This window comes from Bradyrhizobium frederickii (assembly GCF_004570865.1).
Taxonomy (GTDB): Bacteria; Pseudomonadota; Alphaproteobacteria; order Rhizobiales; family Xanthobacteraceae; genus Bradyrhizobium; species Bradyrhizobium frederickii.
In genome coordinates this window covers 48,450-63,138 of sequence record NZ_SPQS01000029.1, presented here as the reverse complement: position 1 = coordinate 63,138, position 14,689 = coordinate 48,450, and the positions used below count along the sequence as shown (strand labels likewise).

At 65.5% G+C, this 14,689-nt stretch carries 14 protein-coding genes; 10 read left to right on the top strand and 4 right to left on the bottom strand.

Annotated elements, in window-relative coordinates; translation table 11 throughout:
- Positions 1-262 precede the first annotated feature (262 nt).
- The 6 genes from sufC (at position 263) to E4K64_RS34025 (ending at position 5,043) form a co-directional block, all read left to right on the top strand.
- Positions 263-1,015: a Fe-S cluster assembly ATPase SufC gene (sufC, locus tag E4K64_RS34050; RefSeq protein WP_135167251.1), complete on the top strand. Its 753-nt coding sequence runs from the start codon at positions 263-265 to the stop codon at positions 1,013-1,015.
- Between the two features lie 12 nt (positions 1,016-1,027).
- Positions 1,028-2,332 (top strand): Fe-S cluster assembly protein SufD, encoded by a 1,305-nt coding sequence (gene sufD, locus E4K64_RS34045; protein WP_135167250.1) that lies wholly within the window; start codon positions 1,028-1,030, stop codon positions 2,330-2,332.
- Positions 2,329-3,576 carry a cysteine desulfurase gene (locus tag E4K64_RS34040; RefSeq protein WP_135167249.1) on the top strand — a complete coding sequence of 416 codons (1,248 nt, stop codon included), beginning with the start codon at positions 2,329-2,331 and terminating at the stop codon, positions 3,574-3,576. The genes sufD and E4K64_RS34040 overlap by 4 nt, the downstream gene beginning before the upstream one ends.
- On the top strand, positions 3,573-3,944 hold the full coding sequence (locus E4K64_RS34035) for an SUF system Fe-S cluster assembly protein (RefSeq protein WP_018641712.1): 372 nt from the start codon (positions 3,573-3,575) through the stop codon (positions 3,942-3,944). The genes E4K64_RS34040 and E4K64_RS34035 overlap by 4 nt, the downstream gene beginning before the upstream one ends.
- 47 nt (positions 3,945-3,991) lie before the next feature.
- Positions 3,992-4,390: a HesB/IscA family protein gene (locus tag E4K64_RS34030; RefSeq protein ID WP_135167248.1), complete on the top strand. Its 399-nt coding sequence runs from the start codon at positions 3,992-3,994 to the stop codon at positions 4,388-4,390.
- 167 nt (positions 4,391-4,557) lie between these two features.
- Complete coding sequence (locus E4K64_RS34025; RefSeq protein WP_135167247.1) at positions 4,558-5,043, top strand: TfoX/Sxy family protein; 486 nt, start codon at positions 4,558-4,560, stop codon at positions 5,041-5,043.
- A 60-nt stretch (positions 5,044-5,103) separates the two neighbouring features.
- Here the strand turns inward: E4K64_RS34025 and fabA are convergent, their stop codons facing one another.
- The 4 genes from fabA to E4K64_RS34005 form a co-directional block, all read right to left on the bottom strand.
- A complete protein-coding gene (gene fabA, locus E4K64_RS34020; protein ID WP_135167246.1) occupies positions 5,104-5,634 on the bottom strand; it encodes a bifunctional 3-hydroxydecanoyl-ACP dehydratase/trans-2-decenoyl-ACP isomerase in 531 nt (176 codons plus the stop codon).
- A gap of 173 nt (positions 5,635-5,807) precedes the next feature.
- Positions 5,808-6,875 (bottom strand): GGDEF domain-containing protein, encoded by a 1,068-nt coding sequence (locus E4K64_RS34015; protein WP_135167245.1) that lies wholly within the window; start codon positions 6,873-6,875, stop codon positions 5,808-5,810.
- Between the two features lie 166 nt (positions 6,876-7,041).
- Positions 7,042-8,580, bottom strand: a complete 1,539-nt coding sequence (locus E4K64_RS34010; protein ID WP_135167244.1) for a DEAD/DEAH box helicase — start codon at positions 8,578-8,580, stop codon at positions 7,042-7,044.
- A 297-nt stretch (positions 8,581-8,877) separates the two neighbouring features.
- Positions 8,878-9,837, bottom strand: a complete 960-nt coding sequence (locus tag E4K64_RS34005; RefSeq protein WP_135167243.1) for a helix-turn-helix domain-containing protein — start codon at positions 9,835-9,837, stop codon at positions 8,878-8,880.
- A 199-nt stretch (positions 9,838-10,036) separates the two neighbouring features.
- On the opposite strand from E4K64_RS34005, the gene E4K64_RS34000 reads away from it, so the two are divergent.
- The 4 genes from E4K64_RS34000 to E4K64_RS33985 all read left to right on the top strand — a co-directional run bounded on the left by E4K64_RS34000 (position 10,037) and on the right by E4K64_RS33985 (position 14,677).
- A complete protein-coding gene (locus E4K64_RS34000; protein WP_167772406.1) occupies positions 10,037-11,551 on the top strand; it encodes a caspase family protein in 1,515 nt (504 codons plus the stop codon).
- Between the two features lie 82 nt (positions 11,552-11,633).
- Entirely contained in the window at positions 11,634-12,062 is a 429-nt protein-coding gene (locus E4K64_RS33995) for a hypothetical protein (RefSeq protein WP_135167241.1), read from the top strand.
- A 421-nt stretch (positions 12,063-12,483) separates the two neighbouring features.
- Entirely contained in the window at positions 12,484-13,731 is a 1,248-nt protein-coding gene (locus E4K64_RS33990; protein ID WP_135167240.1) for an FAD-dependent oxidoreductase, read from the top strand.
- A 178-nt stretch (positions 13,732-13,909) separates the two neighbouring features.
- Complete coding sequence (locus E4K64_RS33985) at positions 13,910-14,677, top strand: outer membrane protein (RefSeq protein ID WP_126261504.1); 768 nt, start codon at positions 13,910-13,912, stop codon at positions 14,675-14,677.
- Positions 14,678-14,689: the final 12 nt, after the last annotated feature.

Sequence of the window (14,689 nt, the reverse complement as noted above, 5' to 3'; positions counted from 1 at the left end):
CAGCCAGGAAGAGGCGGTCGGCCTCGTCGTCAACGGCTTCGTCAAGGACGTGCTGCAGCAGCTGCCGATGGAGTTCGCGGTGGAAGCGCAGAAGCTGATCTCGATCTCGCTCGAAGGGTCGGTCGGCTAGCTCGGACCTCGTCCTGAGAGGCCGCGCAAGCGGCCGTCTCGAAGGATGGATACCGGAAAGATTGGTGGCCTCAATCCTTCGAGACGCGCCTGCGGCGCTCCTCAGGATGAGGGGATAGATGGAAAGAAAATTATGGCTTTGCTTGAAGTGAAAGACCTCAAGGTTCGTGTCGAGGAGCGTGAGATCCTCCACGGGCTGACGCTGACCGTGAACGAAGGCGAGGTGCATGCGATCATGGGGCCGAACGGCTCCGGCAAGTCGACGCTCTCGCACGTCATCGCCGGCAAGCCCGGCTACGAGGTCACCGACGGCCAGATCCTGTTCAAGGGCGAGGACCTCCTGGAGATGGAGCCGAACGAGCGCGCCGCTAAGGGCGTGTTCCTGGCGTTCCAGTACCCGGTCGAAATTCCCGGCGTCGCCACCATGAACTTCCTGCGCACGGCACTGAACGCCCAGCGCAAGGCGCGCGGCGAGGATGAATACTCGACGCCGGACTTCCTCAAGAAGGTCCGCGAGGTCTCGAAGTCGCTGAACATCCCGCAGGACATGCTCAAGCGCGGCGTCAATGTCGGCTTCTCCGGCGGCGAGAAGAAGCGCAACGAGGTGCTGCAGATGGCGCTGTTCGAGCCGAGCCTGTGCATCCTCGACGAGATGGATTCGGGCCTCGACATCGACGCGCTGCGCATCGCGGCCGACGGCGTCAACGCGCTGCGCTCGCCGGGGCGCGCGATGGTCGTCATCACCCATTATCAACGGCTGCTCAACTACATCGTGCCTGACGTCGTGCACGTGATGTCGAAGGGCCGTGTCGTGAAGAGCGGCGGCAAGGATCTGGCGCTGGAGCTGGAAGCGTCCGGCTACGCCCAGTTCGAGGATGCCGCGTAAGGATTGTTTGCAATGAACGTTGCTGTGGCAAAGACCGGAAAGGGCCGCGCGGTGAGCGATCTCTTCACCAGCGCCGAGGGCCGGCTGCCGGGTTCCCCCGCGGTTACCGCCGTGCGCCGCGAGGCGTTCGAGACTTACGAGCGGCTCGGCCTGCCGCACCGCCGGATCGAGGAATGGAAGTACACCGACCTGCGTGCGCTCGTCGGCGAAGTGCTGCCGCTGGCGGCCAGCCCCGATGCGGCCGCGTTGAAGCGCGCCGCGGACGCGGTGAAGGTGCATGCGATCGATGGCGCCCGCAAGCTGGTGCTAGTCGATGGCGTGTTCGCGGCCGATCTGTCCGACGTGAAGGCGCTTGTCGCCGAGGCAGGCTTCAAGACCCTGCGTGAGGCGCTGGACAAGGACGCTGGTCTGCTGCAGACCGCGTCCCTTGATGCCGTGATCGCGCTGAACGCGGCGATGGCGACCGACGGCGTCGTCTTGTCGATCGCCGATGGCGCCAAGCTGTCCGCGCCGATCCAGATCATTCACATCGCGACCGCCGGGTCAGTGTCGGCGTTCACGCGCTCGCAGATCGTCATCGGGAAGGGCGCTCGCGCCACCATCGTCGAGACCTTCGTTGCGGCGGACGCCAAGGCCTACCAGGTCAACGACGCCGTCCTCGTCTCGGTCGGGGATGACGCCGATGTCGCCCACATCCGTCTGATGGACGATGCGCCTGACGCGGTGAACATCACCTCGCATTTCGTCACCATCGGCGCCAACGTGAAGTACAATTTCTTCAACATGACCACCGGCGCTGCGGTGAGCCGTTTGCAGGGCTTCATCACGCTGGCGGGCGAGGGCAGCGAGCTCTCGGCCAACGGCGTCAACCTGTTGCAGAAGACCGAGCATGGCGACACCACGCTGGTGGTCGACCACGCCGTGCCGAACTGCGTCAGCCGCGAGATCTTCCGCGCCGTGATCGACGACCGCGGCCACTCGGTGTTCCAGGGCCGCATCATCGTTCGTCCCGACGCGCAGAAGACCGACGGCAAGATGATGACCCGTGCGCTGCTGCTCTCGGACGAGGCCGAGGCGGACAACAAGCCCGAGCTCGAGATTTTTGCCGACGACGTCTCCTGCGGCCACGGCGCCACTGCCGGCGCGCTCGACGACAACCTGCTGTTCTATTTGAAGGCGCGCGGCCTGCCGGAGAAGCAGGCCCAGGCGCTGCTGATCCAGGCCTTCGTCGGCGAGGCGATCGAGCAGATCGCCGACGAGCCCCTGCGCGAGCACGTGATCGGCATCGCCGAGCGCTGGCTGGAGCGGCGGTCATGAGCACGCATCCCGCGGTCAAGAACGGTGCCTACGACGTCGCGCGCGTGCGCCAGGATTTTCCGGCGCTCGCGATGCAGGTCTACGGCAAGCCGCTCGTGTATCTCGACAACGCCGCTTCGGCGCAGAAGCCGAGCGCCGTGCTCGAGCGCATGACGCAGGCCTATACGTCCGAATACGCCAATGTGCATCGCGGCCTGCACTACCTCGCCAATGCCGCGACCGAAGCCTATGAGGGCGGCCGCACCAAGGTGGCGCAGTTCATCAATGCGCCGCGACCTGAGGAAGTGATCTTCACCCGCAACGCGACGGAGGCCATCAACCTGGTCGCGTCTTCGTGGGGCGGGCCGAACATCGGGGAAGGCGACGAGATCGTCATCTCGATCATGGAGCACCATTCCAACATCGTGCCCTGGCATTTCCTGCGGGAGCGCCAAGGCGCCGTGATCAAATGGGCGCCCGTCGACGACGAAGGCAATTTCCTCATCGACGAGTTCGAGAAGCTGCTTACGGCCAAGACCAAACTGGTCGCGATCACCCAGATGTCGAACGCGCTCGGCACCATCGTGCCGGTCAAGGAGGTCGTCAGAATCGCGCATGCGCGCGGCATTCCCGTGCTGGTCGACGGCAGCCAGGGCGCGGTGCATCTGCCGGTCGACGTCCAGGACATCGGCTGCGACTTCTACGTCTTCACCGGCCACAAGGTGTACGGGCCGACCGGCATCGGCGTGCTCTGGGCCAAGTATGACCACCTCGTCGCAATGCGCCCCTTCAATGGCGGCGGCGAGATGATCCGCGAGGTCTCGCGCGATGTCGTCACCTATGGCGATCCCCCCCACAAATTCGAAGCGGGCACGCCGGCGATCGTCGAGGCCGTCGGCCTTGGCGCGGCCATCGACTACGTCAACTCGATCGGCAAGGAACGCATCGCCGCGCACGAGGCCGATCTCACCACCTACGCCCAGGATCGCCTGCGCGAGATCAACTCGCTGCGGCTGATCGGCACGGCGCGGGGCAAGGGCCCGGTGATCTCCTTCGAGCTCAAGGGCGCGCACGCCCACGATGTCGCGACCGTGATCGACCGCCAGGGCATCGCGGTGCGTGCCGGCACCCATTGCGTGATGCCGCTTTTAGAGCGGTTCAACGTGACGGCCACCTGCCGGGCCTCGTTCGGCATGTATAATACGCGGGAAGAAGTCGATCATCTGGCACAGGCGCTGTTGAAGGCGCGGGATTTGTTCGCATGAGTGACACGGCCGAAATCAAAGCCAATCCGATGGAGACCCATTCGGCGCTGCCGCCGGAGGAGACCGAGCGGCTGACCCGCGAGATCATCGCCGGGCTCAAGACCGTGTTCGACCCGGAAATCCCGGCCGACATCTACGAGCTCGGCCTGATCTACAAGGTCGAGATCAAGGACGACCGCTCGGTCGACGTGCAGATGACGCTGACGACGCCGAACTGTCCGGCCGCCGGCGAGTTGCCGACCATGGTCGAGAACGCGGTCGCCAGCGTTCCCGGCGTCGGCGTGGTCGACGTCAAGGTCGTTTGGGAGCCGCCGTGGTCGCCCGAGCGCATGAGCGACGAGGCCCGCCTCGTCCTCAACATGTGGTGACATAAGCCCGGCATTGAATTCGTTCCGCAACGGACCAGATAAACAAGATGACCCAGGTGACCCCAGTATCCACTCCGAAGCCGCGGCGTCCGCGCCCGCAGGTGATGCGGCTGACGGATGCGGCCGCCCAGCGCATCACCGAGCTGACCCAGCGTGCGGATTCCGAGATCGTCGGCTTGCGCGTCGGCGTGAAGAACGGCGGCTGCGCCGGTCAGTCCTACACGGTCGAATATGCCCACGAGATCCGGCCGACCGACGAGGTCGTCGAGGACAAGGGCGTCAAGATCCTGGTCGACCCCAAGGCCGTGCTGTTCCTGCTCGGCACCGAGATGGACTACAGGACCGACAAGATGCAGGCCCAGTTCGTCTTCAACAATCCCAACCAGATCTCCGCCTGCGGCTGCGGCGAGTCGGTCGAGCTGCGGCCGGCCAAGATCGACGGGTAGTTTCGTCTCCCACACACCTCTCTCGTGTCCCGGACGCGCTGCAGCGCGCTTGCGCTGCTGCGCAGAGCCGGGACCCACGCTATATTTCCGGCGTAGAGGACTGGGCCCCGGCTCAGCAGCGCAGCGTTAGACGCTGCGCTGCGTCCGGGGCACGTTGGAGCATGCGTATGGACCGCGAATTCCTGACCGACCTGTTCGCCGATTTCGGCCCCGTCACCATCCGCAGGATGTTCTCCGGCTACGGCATCTCCGCCGACGGCATCAACTTCGCTCTGTCCTTGCGCGCCGGCCTGTTCTTCCGCGCCGACGAAGTGACGATTCCTGATTTCGAGGCCGAAGGCTCAAAGCCGTTCCAGTACTCGACCCGCGCCAAGACCGTGGTGGTCAACTCCTATTGGGAGCTGCCGGCGCGGCTGTTCGATGATTCCGAGGAGTTCGTGCAATGGGCGAGGGCGGCACTCGCCGCCGCCCAGCGCGCCAAGGTGAAGAAGCGGCCGAAGAAGAGAGCGGCGAGCAAGGTCGCGCCGAAGAAGTCGGTAGCCAAGAAGACGGCCGGGACGGCAGCCAAGACAACGGTGCGTAGGGCGGGCAAAGCCACCCGTCCGCCGCAGCTCGCAGAGCGAAGGCGGAAGCGTGCCCACCGTTCGAAATAGTCGCGACGAGATGGTGGGCACGGCGCGTTGCGCCTTTGCCCACCCTACGAGATCTGAGAACTAATCCACGGTCTTGGTCAGGCCGACCCGCATGTCCTTTGCCGTGAACACGCAGACGCCGTCGGCCAGCACGCGTCCGTCGGCGATTCCGAGCACCAGCTTGCCGCGCCGGACCATGCGCATCGCGACCTCGTAGCGAACGCTCTTCGTGTCCGGTGTAACGGTGCCCGTGCACTCCACTTCGCCGACGCCGATGGCGCGGCCTTTGCCCGGTGAGCCCGACCAGCCGAGCCAATAGCCGATCATCTGCCACATGGCGTCGAGGCCCAGCGTCGGCGGCATCATCGCGTCGCCGCGATAGTGGCAATCGAAGAACCAGTGGCTTGGTGTGATGTCCAGCTCGCCGACGATATGGCCCTTGCCGAACGCGCCACCGTCGACGCTGATCTCCGTGATGCGGTCCATCATCAGCATCGGCGGCGCCGGCAATTGCGCATTGCCCGGGCCGAAATAGCCGCCTTCGCTCGATCTCAGCAGCTCGGCTCTGGTGTAGGACGGTTGCGGCGTGTGGAAATCGTGGGGGTTGGGCAAGATGACAAGACCTTTGCTGGCTCGGGGGCAGGCGGCCAATTGGCAGATGTTGTTCACCGCGGAATAATGTCAAGCGGCGGTGCCGTAGGGTGGGCAAAGGCGCATAGCGCCGTGCCCACCGAAAGTCCGTGGGCACGCTCCGCTTTGCCCACCCTACGGCAGTTGATGGAAACCTACGCCACGCGGCTGTGCGACTCGACCGCGTATTCCGGATCGGCCTCGCAGATCACCCGGTTGCGGCCGTTGCGCTTGGCGGCGTAGAGGCAGGCATCGGCGCGTTCGATCAGGGCGTCGGTGTCGTCGCCCGGCTTGAGCATGGAGACGCCGACGGAGATGGTGACGCGGCCGAGGATCTCGCCGGTGGACTTCTTCTTCAATTCCTTCGCCATCACCGCGCGGCGGATGTGGTCGGCCACCGTGAGGGCCTGCCGCAGCGCCGTGTTGGGAAGCACGACCGCGAATTCCTCGCCGCCATAGCGCGCGGTGATGTCCTGGCCCTTGATGGTTTGCTTCAGCGACAGGCCGACTAGCCGCAGCACCTGGTCGCCGGTGAGATGGCCGTAGGAATCGTTGAACGACTTGAAGTGATCGATGTCGAACAGCAGCAGCGACAGCGGCTCGCCCGAGGCGAGCGCGCTCTGCACGGCCATGTCGATCATGCGGTCAAAATATTTGCGGTTTCCAAGGCCGGTGAGTGGATCGGTCAGGCTCTCGGCGCGGATCGCCTCCAGGCTCTGCTGGAGATTGCTGATCTCGTTCTTCGACAGCGTCAGGCGGTCTTCCAGCGCCTTGTTGGTCTCGCGCATCTCGCTGGTCGAGCGCAGCAGCGTTTCGACGATCGTCTTGATCTGGTCGCGGCTCTTGGCCGCCGACAGCTTCGCGGCCGCGCCCGACAGGGTGGCATCGTAGGAGCCGGTCATGCCGAGTGCGTCGCTCAAGACCTTCATCACGTCGTCGATCTCGCCGATGACGCGCGCGCCGACCTTGTCAATGCGGTCGGTGGTCTTGATGTGGGAGAGATAGGTCTCGTAGATCTGCTCGAGGTCGGCCTCGGTCAGCTTGCCGCTGCGCGCCAGCGTCTCGTTGACGATCTTGTTGAGCGGCGCGTTGTAGCCGGTGGCGTAGACGTACCAGATCTCGTAATTGCGGGGAATCGCCGTCTGACGAAGCGATCGGATCTGACCGAGCGCCACTTCGGCGAACGCCATCGTGCGTTCGTGTTCGTCGAGCACCTTGACCACGGAACATACCCCACAGCGGTCGGAGCGCCGGCGACCGCAGCAATGCTTAAATTATGTTCGTAGGCTAACGGACGATCGTGAACGCCCCGTAAATATACGTTCACGGAACGTCTAAAAACGTGTGTTTCCTGTTTCCTCAACCGAAACCTGGAGCGCGCCCCGCGCTTCAGGCGCCGGCGGGAGAGCGGACCGGCCGCAGCAGGAATGCCGGAAGATGTGAGTGGTCGCCCGGCTCGGCGTCGGCCTCGCGATGGCGGCGCGGCTCGGGGCGGCCGATCGACGGCACATGCGAATTATTGGCCGGCACGGGCTGGCGTGCGTCGTGGCGCGGCTCCGCCTTGCGCTTGTCGTCGGACCGATGCCGCGCTTCGGAGGGCTGCCTTGCGTCCGAAGCGTGCCTGGCCTCCGAAGCGTGCCTTGTCTCCGAAGAGTGCCTTGCCTCGCCACGCGCCTCGCGCGGCTCGTGGCTGCGCTCACGGTCGCGGCCGCGCTGCGGCTTGCCGCGTCCGCCGCGGGAACGTTCGCGGCCACGCGCCTCGCGCGGACGCTCGGTCCCGTCGGAAGATTCAGCCTGAATTTCGTAATCGCCTTCGGCGCGCGGAATGCTCTGGCCGATCAGCTTTTCGATGGCCACCATCGACTTCTGATCGAGCGGCGTCACGATCGAGATCGCGGTGCCGGTGCGGCCGGCGCGGCCGGTGCGGCCGATGCGGTGGACGTAATCGTCGGCGTGATGGGGGACGTCGAAATTGAAGACGTGGCTGACCTCGGGAATGTCGAGGCCGCGGGCCGCGACGTCGGAGGCGACGAGCAGCGGCAGCTCGCCCTTGCGGAATTGCTCGAGCGCGGCCGTGCGGGCCGACTGATCCATATCGCCGTGCAACGCGCCGACGCTGAAGCCGTGCTTCTGCAGCGATTTGTGAACGACCGCGACCTCGCGCTTGCGATTGCAGAAGATGATCGCGTTCTTGAGGTCCTTGGCTTCGCGCAGCAGGCGGCGCAGCAGCTCGCGCTTCTCGTGCGCCTCGCGGCCGGCAGGCACCTGGACCTGCGTGACGGTGACGGCGGCGGTGGCGGGCTTGGAGACCTCGACCTTCTGCGGATTGTGCAGGAAGGTTTCGGTGATGCGCCGGATCTCCGGCGGCATGGTCGCGGTGAAGAAAAGGGTCTGCCGTGTGAACGGGACGAGCTTGCAGACGCGCTCGATGTCGGGGATGAAGCCCATGTCCAGCATGCGGTCGGCTTCGTCGATGACGAGCAGCTCGACGCCGGTGAGCAGGAGGCCGCCGCGCTCGGTGTGGTCGAGCAGGCGGCCGGGGGTTGCGATCAGCACGTCGACGCCGCGCGTCAGCTTGGCATCCTGGTCGCCGAAGGAGACGCCGCCGATCAGCAGGGCGACGTTCAGTTTCTGCCCGGCGCCGTAGCGGTCGAAGTTCTCCTTGACCTGGGCCGCGAGCTCGCGGGTCGGCTCGAGGATCAGCGTGCGAGGCATACGTGCCCGGGCGCGCCCTTTTTCGAGGATGGTGAGCATCGGCAGCACGAAGGCCGCGGTCTTGCCGGTGCCGGTCTGGGCGATGCCGAGCACGTCCTTGCGCGCTAGGACGTGGGGGATCGCCTGTTCCTGGATGGGGGTCGGGGTGGTGTAACCGGTGGCCGCCACTGCGGCGAGGACTTTTTCGGATAGTCCGAGATTTGAGAAGGACATTGAGCCTCTGGTCGAAACCGCCGTTCGGAATCGAGGGTAATAAGGCTGTCGCGTTCCACCCCGAAACGGCGCGCTCTCAAAGAAGCTGGGGGTGCTGACTCACGCGAACAAAGCGCAAGGCTCAGGAATCGCTCTTCGATCTGAGCCGCGTCGCCCCGGAACATAGGCGGGAATCGGCCAAAGTCAATGGAGCGGGCGCGGGAAGATCCTAAAAAACCTGAGGTTTTTGCCCAAATCTCGGGCGCTGCTAGGGTTTTCCGGCCGCGTATGAATCGAGCGAGGTTCCAGGCTCGGCGGCTACCCCCGATCCGAGCCTTGGGCCCGGAAGTCGCCGGGGGCCATGCCATAGGCGGCGTTGAAGACCCTGTAATAGGTCGCCAGGCTCTCGAAGCCGCAGGAGGCCGCGATATCGGCGATCAGCCGCTCGGGCGCCTCGCGCATCAGGCGGCGGCTCTGTTTCAGGCGTTCATCCGTCACGGTCTGCGAGAAGGTCTTTTCCGCGGTCTCGAACAGCATGTGCAGGTGGCGCACGGATATTCCGAGCTCGTCGGCGACCACCGTCGGCGCCAGATGCGGGTTCTGCAGCTGCCGCGCGATCAGGCGACGGGCCTGGGCGAGGCGGGCGGTCCGCAGCGCGGCCTGTCCGCGCCGGCTGCCGGGCCTGACGATGCCGCGCTCGATCAGCGCCAGGTGGGCCAAAGCCTGGACCAGGGAGGTCGCATCGTCGGCGCCTTGATCCCTGGAGGCTTCACCGAGTTCGACAAAACAGGCTTCGAGCAGGGGCGCCAGGGTGGGATCGCCGAACGTGCGGGGCGCAAGCTCGCGCATGCGCTTGTCCTGCCCCGGGATGATGCTCACGGGGATCTTCAGGATCCGGAGGTGGAAGCCCCCGGTGCCCAGCGGCGCGGTGCGGTAGGGCAGGTCGGTATGGCTGGTCGCGAAGCTGCCGTTGGCGATCGAAAAATCGCTTCCGCGCAGCCCGCCGAACCACCCGCCGCTGCCGAGCTGCTGGTAGACGCAGATGGCGTCACCCGGCGCGTCGGCGATGTCGGAGCCGCTGCGTTCGACCGCGTAGGGCGAGGCCTTCAGCTCGACGAGGCCGGCGCCGCCCAGCTGACGTAGCGAGAATTCGCCGAAGAAGTCCGCGCGGTGCTCGCGGGCGAGCTCGGCGGTGACGCCGAACAGGCCCTTGGAACGCACCTCGCGCCAATAGTCGAAGCGATCATTCGGCGCGACTTCGTCGGTACACCAATACACGGCAACCCCCGCTTGCAGCGCAATGCCCCAGATTGTGCAGATTCCGCGGGAATCTGCCATAGCCGGATCATGGATCCGGAGCCCTGTTCCCTTGAACCGTCGTTACGCCTGCGCCGACTATCACACAGCGGCAGGGGGTCCAATGAACTGCCGTTCGAAGGAAGCGGCCTCTCCGCCGTTCTGCAACGGGAAATTTGCGATGACGCGTCGGCTTTTCAGAATTCTGGCGGCCCTTGGCCTTGCGGCGGGCCTGAGCGGCTTTGCGCTTCCCGCTTCTGCCGAGAAGCGCGTTGCGCTGGTCGTCGGCAACAACGACTACAGGAACGTCCCGAAGCTGCTCAAGGCGGTCAACGACGCCCGCACCATGGGCGACACGCTGAAGCAGCTCGGCTTCTCGGTGATGGTCGCGGAGAACCAGAGCCGGCAGCAATTCTCCGAGACGCTGCTCGCCTTCGACAAGGCGATCGAGCCCGGCGATACCGCGTTCTTCTTCTACGCCGGCCACGGTTTCGAGATCGCCGGCCAGAACTATCTGCTGCCGACCGACGTGCCGGCGGCGACGGAAGGGCAGGAAGAGCTGGTGCGCGACGCCTCGATCCTGGCCGACCGCATCGTCGAGCGCCTGCAGAACAAGAAGGCGCGGACCTCGATCCTGGTGTTCGACGCCTGCCGCAACAACCCGTTCGAGCGCAAGGGCACCCGTGCGGTCGCCGGCGCCGGCGGGCTTGCGCCGATGACGCAATTGCCCGAAGGCGTGTTCTCGGTGTTCTCGGCCGGTCCCCGCCAGACAGCGCTCGATCGTCTGTCCAATGACGACGCCAATCCCAATTCGGTGTTCACGCGCACCTTCGCCAGGGAGCTGCTCCAGCCCGGCGAGAACCTCGTGCAGGTGGCGCAGCGCACCCGCCGCGCCGTCAGCGAGATGGCCGATACCGTCAAGCACAGGCAGGTGCCGGTCTATTTCGATCAGATGGTCGACGACGTTTTCCTGAGCGGCACGGCGAAGGACGCCGCCGCGCGCCCGGCCGATCCGCCGCAGCAGAAGCTCGCGGCACTGCCGCCGGTGTCGGTGCCGCAGCTGCCGAAGGAGGTGACCACCAACGCGCCGATCGCGAGCTTCTCGCGGCACAATGGCGGCTGGAGCGTTACGTTCTCGTTCGCCGACCCGACGCTCGGCATTTCCTGGCGCATGGCTGGCAAGAGCGATTTCCGCGAGACCGGCTTCATCGACACGCTCGATCCGCGCACGCGCAAGCGGATGCCGAACCCGTCGATCGAATTGCCGTCGGACGCGCAGGCCGGCACTATCGAGGTCCGCTATGTCGACCAGTCCGGCGACATGCAGGGGCCGTTCCCGATCCGGTTCGATCCCGAGGCCGCGCTGATCCGCGACCAGCGCAAGATCCTCGACATGACTTCGACGAGCTGGCTGTCGTTCCGCGAGTTCAACGGGCTGCTGGTCTACTACACGCACCTCGTGTCCTACCGCTGCGCCATCCGCGAGGTGCGCATCGGCATCGACACCGCCGTGCCCAACCAGGTGCTGAAGATGCCGCCCTGCGACATGCGCGATCCCAGCGCCATCAGCGCCGGCATGCCGCTCTACATGAAGCTCGCGCCAAGCACGCAGTCCGTCTCGGTGGAGCTGACCTACCGCGACGGCAGCGTGTCCGAGATCAAGAGCTTTCGCAGCGCGAACCGCAGCAATAATTGAGGGCGATGGTCGGCGGATACGGATCGGAAGAGGAACAACTCCTGGTGTCCTGGATTGTCTGCCCAAACCAGGGAGATGATCCATGATCCGCAAGTCCATCCTCGTAGCCTTCGCATGCGCTGCGCTTTCGACGACCGTACTCGCTCAGGGCGGTGGCGGAGCAGGCGGCGGCGGTGGAGCGGGTGGCGGTGCCAGTGCCGGTGCTGCGGCCGGAACGGGGACCGGCGGCGCGGGATCGGCGGCCAGCTCAGGCGCCGGAATGGGCACATCCTCCAGCAGCGCCAATTCGGGGCCGTCGGCTCCTTCGGGGATGGGGATTCACGGCACCACGACCGGGGCCAACGTCAACACCAATACCGGCCAGATCAATCCGAACGTTCGGTCCCCGACTGCGAACGGCACCTCGCCATCGGCCGCGCAAGCTGAACGGAACGCAGGTGTCGGTCATGCGCCGAACGGCTTGCCGATCGGCAGTCCGGGCACCGGCACCAGCAATGAAGATCAGAAATAGGCAGGTGCTGTGCACATAGGCCCGCGTGGTACGGGCCTATGTTGCCTCGCAAGCGGCGACCGGCGGCGCTGACGCGAACGGCCGCGCCGGCAAAGCTAGACCCGCGGCTCGCTCTCTTCCGCATCGCGGCTTCGGCGCGTGCGCAGATAGACCAGCGCGATGTTGATGGCGAGCCAGGCTGCCACGCCTGCAAGCAACCATGCCACGTTGAACGTTCCCTCTGGTACCCTTTTGGGGCGTATATCCCCGTTTTAACAACTGGGTGAGCGGCTTATTCCCGGGGGTCGGAGGGGCCGGCGCGATCCAAGCTGTGGGCCGGCGTTCGACAACCCGGCTCCAAATTCAGGCGCGGTTCGCCGGGAATCGGCGCTACATTATCCGCCATATCTCGATCGTACTCGCATCGCGGATCGTGGCTGCAATGACATCCGAACAACCATCAAGCCGGACGAAAAAGGTCCGCTGCTGCGTCGTCGGCGGCGGACCTGCCGGCATGATGCTCGGCTATCTCCTGGGGCGGGCCGGCATCGAGGTCGTGGTGCTGGAGAAGCACGCGGATTTCTTCCGCGATTTTCGCGGCGACACCGTGCATCCCTCGACGCTTCAGGTGATGGACGAACTCGGCCTGATCGAGGGCTTCCTGAAGCTGCCGCATCAGCGCCTGCAGAAGATGGACGGCCTGTTCGGCGGCACGCCGGTGCGCATCGCCGATCTTTCGCGACTCCGCACCAAATACCCCTTCATCGCCTTCATGCCGCAATGGGACTTCCTGAACTTCCTGCGCGAGGCCGGCCGGCGCTTTGCCTCGCTCGAGGTGATGATGAGCACCGAGGCGGTCGATCTGATCCGCCGCGGCGAGACCATCGCCGGCGTGCGCGCGCAGACGCCTGACGGCCTCATCGACATCGAAGCCGATCTCACCATCGCATGCGACGGCCGGCATTCGACGGTGCGCGAGCGCGCGGGGCTCGCGGTCGAGGAGATCGGCGCGCCGATGGACGTGCTGTGGTTTCGCGCCGGTCGCAACGCCGAGGAGACGGAAAACGTGTTCGCGCGCGTCGAGCCCGGCAAGATGATGATCACCTTCGATCGCGGCGATTATTGGCAATGCGCCTATGTCATCGCCAAGGGACAGCACCAGTCGGTGAAGGCGAGGGGGCTGCAGGCGCTGCTGGACGACGTCGTGCGGATGGCCCCGGTCCTCAGATCCGGCATTGCCGAGGTGAAGAGTTTTGACGACGTCAAGCTGCTGACCGTCGCGATCAACCACCTGCCGCGCTGGACGCGGCCGGGCCTGCTTTGCATCGGCGATGCCGCTCATGCGATGTCGCCGGTCGGCGGCGTCGGCGTCAATCTCGCCGTGCAGGATGCGGTCGCGACCGCCAATCTGCTGGCGGACAAGCTGCAGCGCGGCTGCCCCTCCGAGAACGAGCTCGATGCCGTCAGGCGTCGCCGCGAGTTCCCGGTGAAGATGACGCAGCGCATGCAGGTGCTCGTGCAGAACAACATCATCAGCGGCGCCCTGCGGAGCGGCGACCGGCCGCTGAAGGTGCCGCTGATCGTGCGCCTCATCACCGCGCTGCCATGGCTCCAGGGCATTCCGGCGCGCCTGCTGGCGCTCGGCGTGCGGCCAGAGCACGTGCATTCGAAGGTCGCGCCGGCGTCGTAGCGCAGCACATCGGTAGGGATAACATCGCGTTAAATCGCACGGCGGGCGTTGCGGGTCTGCAACAGCGCGGGCGGATTTGCGGACCTGAGCGGCCGGCGCGCCGCGTTAACTGTGTTGATTCGAATTTTAGTAACACCCGTCTGTGACCGTGCGCCCATCAAAGGACACGGGGTGTACCATGCGTAATAAATTGATTGCCGCCTTCGCCTGCACGACCGCACTGGTTTCGACCGGCGCTGCCTCCGCCGCCGATCTCGGTGCGCGCTACACGAAGGCGCCCGCCTATGTCGAGCCGCTGTTCACCTGGACCGGCTTCTATGTCGGCGGCCACATCGGCGGCGCATGGACCAACGAGCATTTTGTCAACAACGGGATCGGCGCGCCGTTCGGCGACCTTTCGCCGGGTGATAGCTTCCGTCAGCGCAAATCGGGCATCATGGGCGGCGCCCAGATCGGCTACAACTGGCAGGCCAACAACTACGTGTTCGGCATGGAAGGCACGATCTCCGGGCTCGACAACAAGGGCACGATCACGAACACCGAGTTCGGGGCCGGGGACGACGTGTTCTCCTGGCGCGCCAACGTGCTCGCGACCGTCGTCGGCCGCGCCGGCTTTGCCGTGCAGAACAACCTCTTCTACATCAAGGGCGGCTATGCCGGTGTGAACAACCGTCTCTCGGTTACCGATACCGCCGGTGTGGCGACGGGCTCGGGCGGACAGACCCACTGGGCCAACGGCTGGACCGTCGGCGCCGGCTGGGAATACGGCGTCACCCGCAACTGGATCGTCGGCCTCGAATACAATTACGCTGCCTTCGGCAGCCAGACCTATCAGCTCGGCGGCACCTCCGGAAACTACACGTTCGATGCCAAGCCGCGCGACATTCAGTGGGCCGTGGTGCGCGCGAGCTACAAGTTCGACGCACCGACCATCGCCCGCTACTGAGCACGTCGACGC

Coding starts and splice junctions, on each gene's coding strand:
- sufC (WP_135167251.1), top strand. CDS start 263: ATGGCTTTGCTTGAAGTGAAAGACCTCAAGGTTCGTGTCGAGGAGCGT.
- sufD (WP_135167250.1), top strand. CDS start 1,028: ATGAACGTTGCTGTGGCAAAGACCGGAAAGGGCCGCGCGGTGAGCGAT.
- E4K64_RS34040 (WP_135167249.1), top strand. CDS start 2,329: ATGAGCACGCATCCCGCGGTCAAGAACGGTGCCTACGACGTCGCGCGC.
- E4K64_RS34035 (WP_018641712.1), top strand. CDS start 3,573: ATGAGTGACACGGCCGAAATCAAAGCCAATCCGATGGAGACCCATTCG.
- E4K64_RS34030 (WP_135167248.1), top strand. CDS start 3,992: ATGACCCAGGTGACCCCAGTATCCACTCCGAAGCCGCGGCGTCCGCGC.
- E4K64_RS34025 (WP_135167247.1), top strand. CDS start 4,558: ATGGACCGCGAATTCCTGACCGACCTGTTCGCCGATTTCGGCCCCGTC.
- E4K64_RS34010 (WP_135167244.1), bottom strand. CDS start 8,580: ATGTCCTTCTCAAATCTCGGACTATCCGAAAAAGTCCTCGCCGCAGTG.
- E4K64_RS34000 (WP_167772406.1), top strand. CDS start 10,037: ATGACGCGTCGGCTTTTCAGAATTCTGGCGGCCCTTGGCCTTGCGGCG.
- E4K64_RS33995 (WP_135167241.1), top strand. CDS start 11,634: ATGATCCGCAAGTCCATCCTCGTAGCCTTCGCATGCGCTGCGCTTTCG.
- E4K64_RS33990 (WP_135167240.1), top strand. CDS start 12,484: ATGACATCCGAACAACCATCAAGCCGGACGAAAAAGGTCCGCTGCTGC.
- E4K64_RS33985 (WP_126261504.1), top strand. CDS start 13,910: ATGCGTAATAAATTGATTGCCGCCTTCGCCTGCACGACCGCACTGGTT.